The 14851-nt window shown below is 57.3% G+C and carries 12 protein-coding genes; 2 read left to right on the top strand and 10 right to left on the bottom strand.

Going from position 1 to position 14851, the window contains the following annotated elements; genetic code table 11:
* Window positions 1-123 precede the first annotated feature (123 nt).
* From Q8N00_07310 to bamA, 10 genes are all read right to left on the bottom strand, one after another.
* Window positions 124-774 carry a DUF374 domain-containing protein gene (locus Q8N00_07310; GenBank protein MDP2382597.1) on the bottom strand — a complete coding sequence of 217 codons (651 nt, stop codon included), beginning with the start codon at window positions 772-774 and terminating at the stop codon, window positions 124-126.
* Window positions 775-798: 24 nt separating this feature from the next.
* Window positions 799-2544: a lipid A export permease/ATP-binding protein MsbA gene (msbA, locus tag Q8N00_07305; GenBank protein ID MDP2382596.1), complete on the bottom strand. Its 1746-nt coding sequence runs from the start codon at window positions 2542-2544 to the stop codon at window positions 799-801.
* Complete coding sequence (gene lpxB / locus Q8N00_07300) at window positions 2532-3653, bottom strand: lipid-A-disaccharide synthase (GenBank protein ID MDP2382595.1); 1122 nt, start codon at window positions 3651-3653, stop codon at window positions 2532-2534. Before lpxB ends, msbA begins: the two co-directional genes overlap by 13 nt.
* A gap of 10 nt (window positions 3654-3663) precedes the next feature.
* Window positions 3664-4662: a Gfo/Idh/MocA family oxidoreductase gene (locus Q8N00_07295; GenBank protein MDP2382594.1), complete on the bottom strand. Its 999-nt coding sequence runs from the start codon at window positions 4660-4662 to the stop codon at window positions 3664-3666.
* A gap of 100 nt (window positions 4663-4762) precedes the next feature.
* Window positions 4763-5614: a UDP-2,3-diacylglucosamine diphosphatase LpxI gene (lpxI, locus tag Q8N00_07290; GenBank protein MDP2382593.1), complete on the bottom strand. Its 852-nt coding sequence runs from the start codon at window positions 5612-5614 to the stop codon at window positions 4763-4765.
* A gap of 5 nt (window positions 5615-5619) precedes the next feature.
* On the bottom strand, window positions 5620-6426 hold the full coding sequence (gene lpxA / locus Q8N00_07285; GenBank protein MDP2382592.1) for an acyl-ACP--UDP-N-acetylglucosamine O-acyltransferase: 807 nt from the start codon (window positions 6424-6426) through the stop codon (window positions 5620-5622).
* 79 nt (window positions 6427-6505) lie between these two features.
* Window positions 6506-6964, bottom strand: a complete 459-nt coding sequence (fabZ, locus tag Q8N00_07280; GenBank protein ID MDP2382591.1) for a 3-hydroxyacyl-ACP dehydratase FabZ — start codon at window positions 6962-6964, stop codon at window positions 6506-6508.
* 389 nt (window positions 6965-7353) lie between these two features.
* Complete coding sequence (locus Q8N00_07275) at window positions 7354-7890, bottom strand: OmpH family outer membrane protein (GenBank protein ID MDP2382590.1); 537 nt, start codon at window positions 7888-7890, stop codon at window positions 7354-7356.
* Between the two features lie 73 nt (window positions 7891-7963).
* Window positions 7964-8512, bottom strand: coding sequence for an OmpH family outer membrane protein (locus tag Q8N00_07270; protein ID MDP2382589.1), 549 nt, complete (start codon window positions 8510-8512; stop codon window positions 7964-7966).
* Window positions 8513-8550: 38 nt separating this feature from the next.
* Window positions 8551-10797 carry an outer membrane protein assembly factor BamA gene (gene bamA, locus Q8N00_07265; GenBank protein ID MDP2382588.1) on the bottom strand — a complete coding sequence of 749 codons (2247 nt, stop codon included), beginning with the start codon at window positions 10795-10797 and terminating at the stop codon, window positions 8551-8553.
* Between the two features lie 567 nt (window positions 10798-11364).
* Here bamA and galU point away from each other — a divergent pair.
* Both galU and lon read left to right on the top strand, forming a co-directional pair.
* Window positions 11365-12276, top strand: a complete 912-nt coding sequence (galU, locus tag Q8N00_07260; protein MDP2382587.1) for a UTP--glucose-1-phosphate uridylyltransferase GalU — start codon at window positions 11365-11367, stop codon at window positions 12274-12276.
* 69 nt (window positions 12277-12345) lie between these two features.
* A complete protein-coding gene (gene lon, locus Q8N00_07255) occupies window positions 12346-14850 on the top strand; it encodes an endopeptidase La (protein ID MDP2382586.1) in 2505 nt (834 codons plus the stop codon).
* Window position 14851: the final 1 nt, after the last annotated feature.

Here is a 14851-nt window from a genome sequence, read left to right as displayed (position 1 = left end):
ACGCCACATATGATGAGCTATCAGCAGTCAGCCATGAGCAGTCAGCAGACACTCTTACAGCGCTGAAGGCTGACAGCTAACGGCTAGAGTTCACGTCCCTCTCCGCCTGTTCCGTCAATCGATTCAGAACCGTTTCAAGCTCCAGGCGTGCCGCTTCCAACGCCTGCTCATCGGAGTCTCGCGGCACCAAGATGGGAGCGCCCCACAGGTAGAGGCCCCGAGACCATGGGAATGGGACCATGAACCGATCCCAGCTCGCGAAGAGTTTTTTTTTGAGCAGCTAAAGGCTAACGGCACAATCGGAAGCCCGGTGGCCTTCGCCAACTGCACCACTCCAAGCTTGGCAACCTGGCGAGGCCCCTTGGGTCCATCGGGAGTCACGACAAGGTCCGCACCCGATCGCCCGAGGCGAATCAATTCTCGCAACGCCAGCGCCCCACCCCTAGTGCTCGATCCACGCACCGCCCGATGCCCGAATCGCGAGATGATGCGTGCGATGATCTCACCATCCTGGTGCTGGCTGATCAAGACGTTGGCGCCTGTTCCACGATAGCCGATCGGGACCATGAGCTGCTGCGCATGCCAAAACGCAAGAATGATATGCCGCCCCTCACGATACAAGGCATCCACTTGTTCGTGGCCCTGCGACTCCATTCGCATCGACCCGGTCAGTCCGCGAATGATCGACGCTCCGACGGGAGGGAGCAGAGAGAGCTTGACCCATGTCTCGATTCGCTTCTTCACGCCGGCTCCCGTTCTACGCGCATCACTCATCGCCGATCACCCATCACGTCGACCTTACGCATCGGGCACATCCTGGAATTGCATGGCATGGAGCCGCTGGTATTGGCCGCCGCTCCGAAGCAGTTCATCGTGGGTGCCGACTTCGACGATCGAGCCCTTGGCCAAGACCATGATCCGATCGGCCCGTTGAATCGTGGACAGCCGATGGGCAATCACGACGGTCGTCCGATTCTTCATCAAGTTAGTCAGCGCCAGCTGAACGACCCGCTCGGACTCGGTGTCCAATGCCGACGTGGCTTCATCGAGAATGAGCAGGGGGGGATCGCGTAAAATTGCGCGGGCGATGGCCAAACGCTGCCGTTCGCCCCCTGAAAGCTTTACCCCTTTTTCTCCCACCACCGTCTGATATCCCTGCGGAAGACGTTCGACGAAATCGTGGGCATAGGCCGACCGCGCAGCCTGCACAATCTCTTCATCGGTCGCATCCTGCCGCCCAAACGCGATGTTGTTCCGAATGCTGTCGTCGAACAAGACCACATCTTGCGACACCATCCCCATCTGCGAACGCAGCGAGCGCAGGCTGTAGGACTGAATATCGACTCCATCGATGAGCACACGACCGGCCGTCGGTTCGTAAAAGCGCGGGATCAGATTGACCAGGGTCGTCTTTCCACTGCCACTGCTGCCGACAAGCGCCACCATTTCTCCGGCGCGAATCGTCAGGTTGATGTCATTCAGCGCCGGCACGGCCTGACTCTCATACAGAAACGTCACGCCCTCAAACGTGACCGCCTGCGCCACCCGAGGCAACTCCAACCGGCCCCGCTCCGCATCCTGCTCGGTCTTGAGATCGAGCACGTCAAATACCCGTTCGGCCGCGGCCAAGGCCTGTTGAATCGAATTATTGGAACCGGACAACCGGCGAAGCGGGGTATAGGCCATGAACATCGCTGTCAGAAACGAAAAAAACTCCCCCGGCGTCATGGAGCCATTGATCACGAGAAATCCGCCATACCAGATAATCGCCGCAACGCCCACCACACCGATCACTTCCATATGCGACGACCCGAGGGACGAAACTTGGATCGCCTTCATCGTCGTGCTCAGGAAGGCGCGGTTGCTCTGTTGAAATCTCGTCTCCTCGGTCTCTTCCCGCCCATACGCCTTCACCATGCGAATACCGGACAGCGTTTCCTGAAGGGTCGAGGCCATATCCCCCATCCGCTCCTGGCCGCTGGCCGCCAGCGCCCGCAGCCGTTTCCCCATCCGCACCATCGTGAAGACGGCCAAGGGGATGACGATCACCGAGAGACCGGCCAGCCGCCAATTCTGATAGAAGATGACGCCCATCATGGCGAGAAACGTGAGGCCCTGCTGGAAAATATCCTTCAGGACGCCTGCTACCGCGTTGGCCATCAACGACACGTCGTTCACCACACGGGACACCAGCCGCCCCGACGTATTCACATCGTGGTAGGAAATGGGTAAGCGAATGAGTTTCCCGAACAACTCCTGCCGGATATCGGTGATCACCTGATTCCCGACATAGTTCATGAGATAGTTTTGCCCGTAGTTGAAGGCGCTCTTCAGCACCGACACGGTGAAGAGCGCCAGAGGCAGGACCAGCAGAAGACTTTCGTTCTTATTGATGAAGATCTCGTCGAGGACCGGCTTGACGAGCCAGGCATAAGCGCCGGAGAAAGCCGCCACCATCCCTGAACAAGCGAAGGCCGCACCTAAGCGAACCCGATAGGGCTTCAGATACAGATACAGTCGTATCAAGCGGTCTAGCGTCGACATTCAGACAATGCCACCTCTGCGGCCCGGCGGGAGGCGCCGGGTTCCCCCAACGATTGCCGAACCTGTCGCAACCCTTCTTGCATCTCACGATAGGCCGCCGGATCGCGCAAGAGATGGAGCACCTCCTGACACAACCGCTCGGCCGTCGCCTCATCCTGAATCAATTCCGGCACGACCGATCGGCCTGCTACCAGATTGACGAGCCCGATCCATTTCACATTGATCAGCCAACGCGCCAGGCGATAGGTTACCGGCGTGGTCTTGTACAGTAACACCATGGGAGTCCCCACCACCGCCGCCTGGAGCGTGGCGGTCCCCGATGCAATAAACAACACATCGGAGAGGGCCATCACCTCACTCGCCTGATCGTAGGCAACCCGGACCGGCACAGGGCTCTGTTGTAACAGCGACTGAATCAGATGATCGTGAATTGACGAGGCCTGCGCCAGGATAAATTGTATCCCCGGTTCTGCGGCATGCAGTTGCGCCGCCGCATCGAGAAGTACCGGCAGCAGCATCTCGACTTCGCGCACTCGACTCCCCGGCAACAATCCAACAACGCGGGCCGACTCGTCCAGACCGAACTTCCTGCGAAGCGCCGCACGATCGTACTGCGGCGCCACCGCATCAAGCAGCGGATGGCCGACGAAGGTACAACGCACACCTGCCCGGCGATAGAGCTCCGGCTCGAACGGAAGAATGACGACGACATGATCGACCCGGCGCTGAATCCACTTCATACGACCGGGACGCCAGGCCCATACTTGGGGCGCAATATAATACATCACACGCCGACCGGCGGCCTTAGCCACTCTGGCGAAATGGAAATTCAACCCTGGATTATCGATCAGCACGACCAAATCCCAGGCCTCTGACTTCAGTACTCGCCGGATCGCCAACACGCGCTGGACCATGGCCCGAATGGCGGACAGGCCGATCAATCCCATCACATCTAACTGTGGCACGCCCGGCACGAGGCTCACGCCTGCTGCGCGCATCGCCGCCCCCCCAATGCCGACCAACTCGGCCGTCGGGTCGAGCGCCATGATCGCTTTCGCTAAATGAGCCCCGTGGAGATCACCTGACGCTTCGCCTGTCACGATCAACATTCGCATAGCTTCACAGACGGGACAAAGAAGACGCGCCGACACCTTCTATTCCGTGAGCCCCTTCTTCATGACGAGCCGCAAAAGCCTCAATGGCCTGCAACACTTGATGTGCGGCTGCTACCGCCGCCGCACCATCCTCACCGGACACCACCGGCCTCGTGCCCGTGCTGGCTGCATGCAGAAACGAAGCAAGTTGGAGCTTCAAGGGCTCTTCATCTCCACCCTGTACCTGTTCAACCTCGACGGTCGGCTTCTCCCCTGCCTTGGCGCTACGTCGAGAGACCATCCCGAGACGAGTCTGGAAATCGATCGAGAGGTAACTGTCCCGCTGAAAGAGACGCAACCGCCGCATCTTATTCGTCGACACACGGCTGGAGGTCAAGTTGGCCACGCAGCCGCTCTGGAACTGAATACGGGCATTGGCAATATCGATTGAGGAGGACATTACCGCCACTCCTGCAGCGCGCACTTCTTCAATGGGACCAGGATTCAACGACAACACGAGATCCAAATCGTGAATCATCAGGTCCAAGACCACATCTACGTCCGTCCCCCGTTCACTAAAGCTACTGAGGCGGTGACATTCGATAAACACCGGACGGCCGATATGAGGACGCATCAGCGCCATCACCGGATTAAACCGCTCGCTGTGGCCTACTTGTAAGCAACAGCCTCGTTGTTTGGCCAGCTGAACCAACTCTTCTGCTTCTGTTGGTGTGACAGCAATGGGTTTTTCAACCAGGACATGTTTGCCTGCCTGCAGACAGGCTTTGGCGACGGCATAGTGGCCAGACGTGGGTACTGCCACACTCACGACATCGACGTGCGAGAGCAATTCATCGATCGTACGAAAGACCGGCGACCCATGCCGATCTGCCACCGCCTGTGCCCGCTCAATTGATTGATCCGTCACACCGGCAAGTTGTGCCCCGGGCAAGGAGGCATAGAGGCGCGCATGGTGCTGCCCGAGATGTCCGACGCCGATCACACCGGCCCTTAGCGGCGTCATCTGATACCTCGAACATGAGACGTCATGAGTGATGAGTGACCAGACGATGACGCATGAACAGCCACGCCGCTTGGCTTCTTGAGAGTGAACTGATCACGCATTACGGCTCCCCAATCACGTCCTGCTTTATTCCGACAATGGCAATGCGGGCAAACTTGGCCTTCTCCAACATAATCTCACGATCCAACAAAATGGTCCGCCCGGCTTCGATCGCCAATACGGATGCCTTGACCGATGCCATCACTTCAATCGTTCGAGGCCCCACGGCCGGGAGATCGAATCGCAAGTCCTGCTGCGGCTTCGATCGCTTGACCACCACCGCGCCCTCCTTGGCCAGGTCGCCGCCGCGCTTAATGGCTCCGTCGGTGCCTTCAACCGCTTCGACAGCCACAACCACGCGATCTTTAATCACGACACATTGCCCGATATCGAGACGACCTATGTCATGCGCCACGTCCCAGCCGTAGCGGATGTCCGCCCATTCTTTTTCCGATGGAGTCCGTTCGGTCAACGACCCTTCTTCCACGAGAATCCCCTCAAGCCCGAAGGTCGACTCACAGATGGCGATCCCTTCTTGCTCGAGTTCCTTCGCCAGTTCCCGCAGAATGTCGTCGTCTTTCCAGAGCGCCACACGGGCCGCCAACGCCAGAGTCCGAAAATCAGGGCGCATGGTGGTAAACACATGCGTCTTCTTGATCCCGCCCAACATGACGGTCTGATGAACATTATCTTCCTTGAAGGCCTTGATCAGTTTATTGAGCTGACCGATCTTGATCCAATGGATCCGATCCACATGGCCGGCCAATTCTGGCTCCGTCTCGCCTTCATGTGCCACCGCCGATACGTGATAACCAAGCCTCCTGGCATTATCCGCAAAGATGATCGGAAACCGGCCGTTGCCGGCAATCAGCCCAATTCGCTCGCCGTCGGTCACGTGAGGCAGTATGGCCACGATGCTTACTCCTCATTCTCCTGATCTTTGCCGACTGACCGGCAGATGCCGCGTTTCGTTCCTTCGAGAAACCCCAATACCGTCATCACGTCCGGTTGGTCGCCGAACTCGATCTTTGCCAGCTTAGCCGCTTCAGCCGTTCGATGCCCCGACCGGAAGAGCATGTCGTAGGCCCGTTTCAACACCGAGATCCGATCGGTGGAAAACCCCTGTCGGCGCAGCCCCACGGAGTTGAGGCCATACATCCGCGCACGATAGCCGCCCGCCGCCCGCATGAACGGTGGGAGATCCTGCCCGAGGGCGCAACAGCCGCCAACCATGGAGTAGGACCCGACCCGCACATGTTGATGGATCCCAGTCAAGCCCCCGATGATCGCATGATCGCCGATGGTGATGTGGCCGGCCAAACTCGCGGCATTCGCCAGGATGAGATGACTGCCGAGATGGCAGTCGTGGGCGACATGCACATAGGCCATGAGGAAATTCTTCGAGCCGATCGTGGTCGTCCCGCCGCCTTGCACGGTTGCGCGATTGACCGTGACATATTCCCGGAAAATGTTGTCGTCGCCGATCAGGACCTTGGTCGGCTCGCCCTTATAGGCAAGATGTTGGGGCGGGGCGCCGATCGAGACAAAGGGATGCAGCTCGCACCGCGCACCGATCTCCGTCCAGCCATCGACGGCGACATGAGACACGAGCCGCGTCCCAGACCCGATGGTGACATGTTCGCCAACCACACAGAAGGGGCCCACGACGACGTCGGCGGCCAGCTGCGCCTTAGGGTGGACGATGGCACTCGCATGAATCTGCACGCTTAACCTCCAGTGATGAATGATCGGTGATCAGTGCTGGGCTCAGGATACCCGCTATTCCGCCAAAACTCGCCACACATCACGCATCACCTTGTACGGCCTTTTCTTCCGTGACCATCGCGGTCACTTCGGCTTCGCAGACGAGTTCATCGTCGACGAACGCCTTGCCTTCCATCTTCCAGAACGGCGGCCGTTTCCTCTTGACCTCGATCTCGAATCGCAACTGGTCACCGGGCACGACCGGTTTTCTGAACTTCGCGCCATCGACACCGGTGAGATAGACGACCGGATGTGCGGCGTTCCCCAGCGACTTAAACGCCAGAATGGCGCCAACTTGGGACATGGCTTCCAGAATCAACACCCCTGGCATGACCGGGCGCTCAGGAAAGTGCCCCTGAAAGAACGGTTCGTTGATCGTCACGTTCTTGATCCCGACGATTCGCTTGTCAGGGTCCAGCTCCTGAATCCGATCGACCAGAAGAAAGGGGTACCGGTGCGGCAAGAGCGCCTGTATTTCGGCTTGTTCCATGACGGACATCGACAGAACCTCCTCTATCCGAATGCTGAAAAAGTCTGCCAGCTTCGTTCTCGCATCACTCAGAGGCTCAACGTACCGCAAGGGTACGCCTCGCCTCTTCGCTCGCTGCGGCCTTACCGGACAGCCTTTTTGAGCATCCTGATGCTTATGTTGACATCAACACCATCAAGAAAGATTTTAATGGCGCCGCTTCCAAATAATCCTTCCATGCTTGCGCGCTATCTCTTCAGGGATGGAGGCTGATCGATCTTCCCCTGCGCGCGTCAGCGCAATCCCACATTTCACTTTCAAGGGCGGCCTGGTCGATCCTCGCTTGCGCGCGTTGAACGAGCACATTCTTATCGTGCGCGTTCCGCGAGCAGGAGGACGACCAGGCGCCCTCCCCGCTGCTACTTATTCTGCCGATCGAACTCCTTCACCATCTGATCGGTCACATCCAGCGCAGGCTGATGGTAGAGCACAATTTTGATCGCAACCTCACTCCCCTTGTCGATGATCGCAACGTAGCTATTCTTTTCCGCCACGGCCTGTGCAGCCGCTTGCACTTTCTTCGAGTACTCTGCCACCATTTCACGTTGCTTTTGTTGAATCTCGCGATTGAAATCGCCCAACCGGCGTTGATAGGACTCCAGCTTGGCCTGGAACTGATTCTGCTTCTCCTGCTTCGCACTGTCGGACAGTTTCCCGTCTTGAATCGTCTGTTCCAACTCTTTCAACTCTTGATCGTCGGCATTGATAATTTTCTGTCTGGTCGTCGAGTAGGCTTTCAGCTCTTCTAAGGCCCGCTTGCCGGCCTTCGACTGCTCGATGACCGCTTGCTGATCCATCACCCCAACCTTCACCGTATCAGCAGACAACCCAGGCGACACCATCATCAACCACAATCCCACCACACCGGTTAGACCAATCACCCTCGTTCGTGTCATCGAGTCCTCCTCTGTTCCTCAATCTCTGACTCACCCGTCCCGCCATGCACGCAAGTCTCGCTCCTCACGCCGGCTACGGATATTCATGGTTAAATTCGTCGATCACCTGGCCGGTAATATCGAGTCCTTCATCGCTATATAAGGTAGGACCGCCCCTCCCCTTATCCATGACGACCTGGAGCCCCAGGCGCTTGGAGACTTTCCCCACGACAAGTTCCACTTTCTCACGGAACCCTTCAAGCACGTCTTTTTGCTTCTCTTGAACCTCCCGGTTCATCTCTCCAGCTTTCTGCTGATACTCCGCCATCCTGCGCCGAAACTGCTCTTCCCGCTCCCGTTTCGCTGTCGGGCTCAATACGCTGGCCTGTCTCCCAAAATCCTCTTCCATGCGGCGGAGCTCTTTTTCCTCCATCTCGATCAAGGCCTGGCGATTCTTGGAGAAGGCACTCAATGAATCCTTGGCCTTCTTTCCCGCATTTGTCTCGCTAAGGACACGAGCCGGATCCGCAAAGCCCACCTTCCCTTCAACTTTCGCCCCGCCGGCAGCACAGCCGGCGACAGCGAGGCCCAGGACAAGACAGACCGCAGACAACAAAATCCGACCGACAGGGTCAACCTGCATCACACCGCTACCTCGCTTATGGTCATAGCCTTGCGCCATCAGAACAGCGAACCGATCGTAAACTCGAACACCCCTTTACGCTCCCCTTCTCGCGCATCCAAGTTGAGTCCGTAGGCGGCACGGAGGGGACCAAAGGGTGAAATCCAGCGCCCTTCTATTCCGGCCGTTTTCCGCAACTTCGTTGACAGGGGCTCATTATCGTCGAAGCCCTTTCCATAGTCGAAGAAGATCACGCCGTTCAACTTCGCCTCGGAGGAAATCGTAAAGATGAAATCGTTATTGAAGATCAGTTGTTTTTCCGCGCCGAGCAATGTCTGGCTGGTGGTCACGGGGCCCGCACGCCCGAACACAAATCCGCGCATCGTATTGATACCGCCGACAAAATATCGTTCGGTCAATGGAATGGCTTTTCCCTCGATACCCACGGCAGCGCCGTAACGAGCGCGAATCGCGACCCGCGTATCGAAGGGCAGCGGCGTATATTTAACCACGTCCAGATTATATTTATAGAAATTATTACTCCCGCCCAGGTAGGGCGTACCCAGATCAAATCCGACGGAGGCGCGCCACCCGTTGCGGGGATCCAGATAATAGTCTCTGGTGTCCCGAGACAGCGAGGTCCGGAACCCGGTCGTCGTCTGATTTCCGAGCTGCCGGCAGACAAGCGGGAATAGATCCGGGCAAAGGCCCGGTTGCGGATCGCTGAAATTCAACTGCTCCGCAAACAGGCTCACACTCCCTGCAGCATACTCAGAGAGCCATCGACCGAACGTAACACTGGCGCCGGACTTTTTCTCGAAATAGGTAATGTAGTTGGTCTGACTTTTGTAGACATCCAACTGCATCGAGGTCAAAGAATCTTCTAAATAGGGATTTCGAAATGTGATCAACCCCAATGACCGCTGCTGGCCCAACTGCCCGCGGATTCGCCCCATCCAACCATTGCCTCCGAGGTTTCCCTCTGTAATATCGGCAATCGCGACGAGCTTGTCCAACGTGCTGAATCCTCCGCCGATACTGAACTGGCCGGTCGGCTTTTCTTTCACACGGACATTCAGGTCGACCTTATCCGCTGCGACCTGCGCCGGCAGGATTTCCACCGTCTCGAAAAAGTTCAAATTATTGAGCCGCTGAAAGCTCCGCTTCAACGAGGGGGTATCTATCACGTCCTGTTCGTCGACGCGAATTTCACGACGAATGACATTGTCTTTCGTTTTATCGTTCCCATTGATGTTGATTTGGCGAATCCGCATCATCTCCCCTTCCTTGACGGTCAGGATGATCGACGCGGTCCGTTCTTCCAGATTCGGCGTCACACTGGGTGAGATGTCGGCAAAGGCATAGCCTTTACTTCCATAGAGATCGTTTAAGCGCGTAACCTCGTCGCGGATTTTCTGGCGCTGAAAGATCTCTCCCTCCTTCATCTTGAGCCCCGGACGGAGCTCCGGATCTTCGAATACCGTATTCCCGCGGAACCCGATTTCGCCAATGGTGAACGGCTCCCCTTCCATCACCGCATACGTCACGACGAACCACTTCTTGTCGTCGCTCAGTTCCACCGTCGGTAGCCCGGCTTGCGCGTTCAAGTACCCTTTATTGAGCAAGACCTCTTTGATCCGCTCGACGTCGTTGTTCATTTCCTCCCGTTTCAAGACGCCAGCATCCGAAAGAAACGACGGCAACTTCAGCTGCGAAAACAGCCCGTGCCAGGGGATCCATTCCCGCGTCGCCATCACCTTGAACATCTCGTCTTTCGTCGCCGCATGCAACCCGTCGAATACCACCGTCTTGATGCGCGCCTTGTCCCCCTCTTTCACGAAAAACGTCAGGCGCTTCCGGTCCTCATCCAAGGTTTGCACGATCGGGGTCACCCGAGCATTGAAGTAGCCGTCCTCCTGATAGGCCAGGCGAATCTTCTCCGCACTCTCTTTGGCCTGGAGCTGATCGAGAAAGGCCTGGCTCTTGATCGTAATCTTCTCTTTCAACTTATCGTCGCTGAGCTCTTGGTTCCCGTCGAACACGATCTCGGTGATAAAGGGCTTCTCGCGAACCAGAAACGCCAGTGCCACCCCGTCCTTCCCCGATTCCGTCTCCATCTGCACGTCTTCGAAGAACCCGGTTTCGTACAGAATTTTAATTTGCCCTCTGACATTCTCAGGGGTGTAGGGATCGCCAGGCTTCAGCGTCAATCGACCGGCAATCGCCGGCAACTCGATCCGCTTGTTCCCTCGAATCTCAATCGCCGTCACTTTAACCCCGGCCTGCTCCACTGCGCCCGCAGGCATCGGCGACAGACCACACAGCAAGGCGATCAGTACTACGATGACAAGGAGCCAACGAGGCCCACATGAGCAGCCAGCACTCCTCACTGGATCGGAGTCCGATACGCAGAAAACGACAATGGCAACCTCATCTTGGACAATCTTACGTTGAGCTGTGACCGCGCACCATACACCTGTGACCCCACCATACTCCGGATATACCGGAGCATGTGCTGATGGTGGCAGAGGAGGTTGCTGACGCGAGAGACCAACGCGCTGAGCGCACAGGCGTCTCTTACGACAACATGCGTGTAAAACTCTCGGATTATATTGAGCAAGTATTTGAATGTAAAGCTGTATGGGGCTAGAGGCGAGATGCCAGTGGCCCGAGATCATAAGAATGAGGATCTTTGACGAGTTCTTTTTTTATCAAGTCTCGGCCTCTCGCCACTTGCCTCAGACCTCTTCACTCGGCATAACAGGTATGCCATGAATCATGAGGACAACGACACGACTGCGTAATCGTGTCACCCTGCCTCACCAGAGCGCACATTCCTTGACATCGCCTACCCCATCACATAGTATCGGCGCATGTCACGCTTCGAAGTCCGCAAAGCCGTGATTCCAGCCGCAGGACTTGGCACTCGCTTCCTTCCTGCGACGAAAGCTTCTCCCAAAGAAATGTTGCCGCTCGTCGACAAGCCGCTGATTCAATATGCGGTAGAAGAAGCGGTCGCCTCCGGGATCGAAGACATTATCATCATCACCGGACGGGGCAAACGCGCGATCGAAGATCACTTCGACCGCTCCGTTGAACTGGAAGAAAACCTCAAGGGCAGCGGCAAAGCGCAGCTCTTGAGCCAGATGCGGCACATCTCCACGCTCGCCAACTTTTGCTACGTCCGTCAATCGGAAGCGCTAGGGCTGGGCCATGCCGTCCTCTGCGCCCAACGGCTGATTGGAGACGAGCCCTTTGCCGTCATTTTGGGCGACGAAATCATCGATGCCCCGATGCCCGGCCTCGCACAACTCATTCATGCCTACAAAAAACGCCATGGGGCAATCCTCGGGGTGCAGGAAGTCCCCCACCAAGAAGTCAACCGCTATGGGATCGTCACGCCTCGACGGGTCTCGACAGGATTACACCGGGTCGAAGGCCTGATTGAAAAACCGTCGCCGGCCGAAGCCCCCTCGAATCTCGCGGTCATCGGTCGCTACGTCCTGCCGCCGGAGATTTTCTCCATCCTCCGAAAGACCCAGCCAGGGAAAAACGGCGAGATCCAATTGACCGACGCCCTCCGGGAACTAGCGAAGAAATCTCCAATGTTTGCGCTGGAGATACAGGGCCAGCGATACGACGCCGGGGACAAGTTGGGGTTTCTCATTGCGACCGTCGAATTTGCGCTCAAGAACCCCTCCCTGGGACCGGACTTCGAGGAATACCTGCAGAATCGTATGCGGTCCTCCGGAGGGCGCAGCACGACACGACCACGAAAAGCCTAGCCGCGGCACGCATCCAAGGCACCGCATCACCTGTCATTGATGACCGCGCATAACAGTGGGACCATACCGATGAACGACTCGACAGAACAAGACTTGCAGCCACCTCAAAACACCGAAGTTCCCGACCACCTTCCGCTGTTGCCGGTCCGGGACATCGTCGTCTTCCCCTACATGGTCCTCCCCCTATTCGTCGGGCGTGAGATGTCGATCAAAGCGATTGAAGCCGCCTTAGCCGGCAATCGGATGATCTTCCTCGCCACGCAAAAGGCCCTGGACGTCGAAAATCCGACGGCGGACGATATCCATACCATCGGCACGGTCGGCATCATCATGCGGATGCTGAAACTTCCCGATGAGCGCATCAAGGTCCTCGTGCAGGGGGTCTCAAAAGCCAGAATTACGGGCTATATTCAGACCGAGCCCTACTACTCCGTCCGTATCGACAAGCTCTCCGAGCACAAATCGGCCGGTGCCGCGCTTGAAACCGAAGCCGTCATGCGAACGGTGAAGGAGCAGATCGAACGAATCGTGGGCCTCGGGAAGGTCCTGATCCCGGATGTGATGGTCGTCATCGAAAACCTCGAAGATCCCGGCCGCCTCGCCGATATGGTGGCGTCGAATCTTGGACTCAAAGTCGAGGTCACCCAGGCCGTCCTGGAGGTCCTCGACCCGATCAAGCGCCTCCGGCACGTCAGCGACATCCTCGGCAAAGAAATCGAAGTCCTCTCCATGCAGCAAAAGATTCAAGCGCAGGCCAAAGGGGAGATGGACAAGACTCAACGCGAATACTTCTTGCGCGAGCAACTCAAAGCCATTCAAAAAGAGCTGGGCGAGCTCGACGAACGTGCGGAAGAAATCACCGAATTTCGCAAGCGGATCGCAGAGCTTAAGATGCCGGAAAAGGTGCTGAAAGAAACCGAAAAACAGCTCAAACGCCTTGAGAAGATGCATCCAGATACAGCCGAGTCAGCGACCGTCAGGACCTACATCGAATGGATCGTGGAACTGCCCTGGTCGAAGAGATCGAAGGACAACCTCGACCTCAAAGCTGCCTCCAAAGTGCTCAACGAAGACCACTACGATCTGGAAAAAGTCAAAGAGCGGATCCTTGAGTATCTCGCCGTACGAAAGCTCAAAGACAAAATGAAGGGTCCGATCCTCTGCTTCGTCGGGCCGCCAGGCGTCGGAAAAACCTCGCTCGGAAAGTCGATCGCCCGCGCGCTCGGTCGCGAGTTCGTCCGGATCAGTCTCGGCGGAGTCCGCGACGAAGCCGAAATCCGGGGCCATCGACGCACCTACGTCGGCGCGCTCCCAGGCCGCATCATTCAAGGCATGAAACAGGCCGGCACCAACAATCCCGTCTTCATGCTGGACGAAGTCGACAAGGTCGGCATGGATTTCCGCGGCGATCCTTCCGCCGCCTTACTCGAAGTGCTCGACCCCGAACAGAATAACTCGTTCACGGACCATTATCTTGGCGTGCCCTTCGACCTGACCGACGTGCTGTTCATTGCGACGGCCAACCTGATCGACCCCATCTTGCCGGCCTTACGCGACCGGATGGAAGTGATCGGCATCCCCGGTTATACCGAAGAAGAAAAGTTGGGCATCGCCCAGAAATACCTGATCCCCCGGCAACTCAACGAACATGGCATCACCGAGAAACATGTCCGCATCGCCGAGCCGGCGGTCCGTCAGGTCATCGCCAACTATACGCGTGAAGCCGGCGTCCGGAATCTTGAGCGTGAAATCGCCAACGTCATGCGCAAAGTGGCTAAAAAAGTGGCGGAAGGGAAAGGCGTCGGGTTCCCCGTGAATCCCGCCAACCTGCATAAGTACCTCGGCGTCCCCAAGTTCGTGCCTGAAGAAGAATTGAAGGTTGACGAGATCGGCGTGGCCACCGGGTTAGCCTGGACGGAGTCCGGCGGCGACGTGCTCTACATCGAAGCCACGGCCATGAAGGGTAAGGGGCAACTGACCCTCACCGGACAACTGGGCGATGTCATGAAAGAGTCCGCACAAGCCGCCCTAAGCTATGTCCGATCGCGCGAACGCACGCTCGGTATCGACCCGGACGTCTTCACCACGCAGGATCTCCATATCCATGTGCCAGCCGGGGCGATCCCCAAGGACGGACCCTCCGCAGGCATCACCATGGCGATCGCCATTGCCTCGACCCTGTCGCAAATCCCGGTACGCCGAGACCTGGCCATGACCGGCGAAATCACACTCCGCGGGCGAGTGCTCCCCATCGGCGGGTTAAAAGAAAAACTCTTGGCGGCCAAACGGGCCAAACTGACCACTGTCATTCTTCCAAAACGCAACAAGAAGGATCTCGACGAGATTCCCAAACATATTTTGAAGGGCATCCAACTCGTCTTTGCCGACACGATGGACGATGTGATGAAAGTGGCGCTCCGGCGTGGCCCGAAACCTACACGCCCAACGGGCAAGCCCCAGACACCGCAGCCACAACAGAAAAAATCCGCCACCCGCGCAAAGAGCAGGCGAACCGCTCGCTCGCTGCCGGTGCATGCAGCCACCACGACCGCGCGACCAAGACAATTACACTAGT

The organism is Nitrospirota bacterium (assembly GCA_030684575.1).
In the GTDB taxonomy this organism is placed as follows: Bacteria; Nitrospirota; Nitrospiria; order Nitrospirales; family Nitrospiraceae; genus Palsa-1315.
This window is presented reverse-complemented; position numbering and strand designations above follow the sequence as displayed.

Excerpts from the sequence above, each read along its gene's own strand:
- Q8N00_07310 (MDP2382597.1), bottom strand. The coding sequence starts at position 774 with ATGAGTGATGCGCGTAGAACGGGAGCCGGCGTGAAGAAGCGAATCGAG.
- msbA (MDP2382596.1), bottom strand. The coding sequence starts at position 2,544 with ATGTCGACGCTAGACCGCTTGATACGACTGTATCTGTATCTGAAGCCC.
- lpxB (MDP2382595.1), bottom strand. The coding sequence starts at position 3,653 with ATGTTGATCGTGACAGGCGAAGCGTCAGGTGATCTCCACGGGGCTCAT.
- Q8N00_07295 (MDP2382594.1), bottom strand. The coding sequence starts at position 4,662 with ATGACGCCGCTAAGGGCCGGTGTGATCGGCGTCGGACATCTCGGGCAG.
- fabZ (MDP2382591.1), bottom strand. The coding sequence starts at position 6,964 with ATGTCCGTCATGGAACAAGCCGAAATACAGGCGCTCTTGCCGCACCGG.
- Q8N00_07275 (MDP2382590.1), bottom strand. The coding sequence starts at position 7,890 with ATGACACGAACGAGGGTGATTGGTCTAACCGGTGTGGTGGGATTGTGG.
- Q8N00_07270 (MDP2382589.1), bottom strand. The coding sequence starts at position 8,512 with ATGCAGGTTGACCCTGTCGGTCGGATTTTGTTGTCTGCGGTCTGTCTT.
- bamA (MDP2382588.1), bottom strand. The coding sequence starts at position 10,797 with ATGCCTGCGGGCGCAGTGGAGCAGGCCGGGGTTAAAGTGACGGCGATT.
- galU (MDP2382587.1), top strand. The coding sequence starts at position 11,365 with ATGTCACGCTTCGAAGTCCGCAAAGCCGTGATTCCAGCCGCAGGACTT.
- lon (MDP2382586.1), top strand. The coding sequence starts at position 12,346 with ATGAACGACTCGACAGAACAAGACTTGCAGCCACCTCAAAACACCGAA.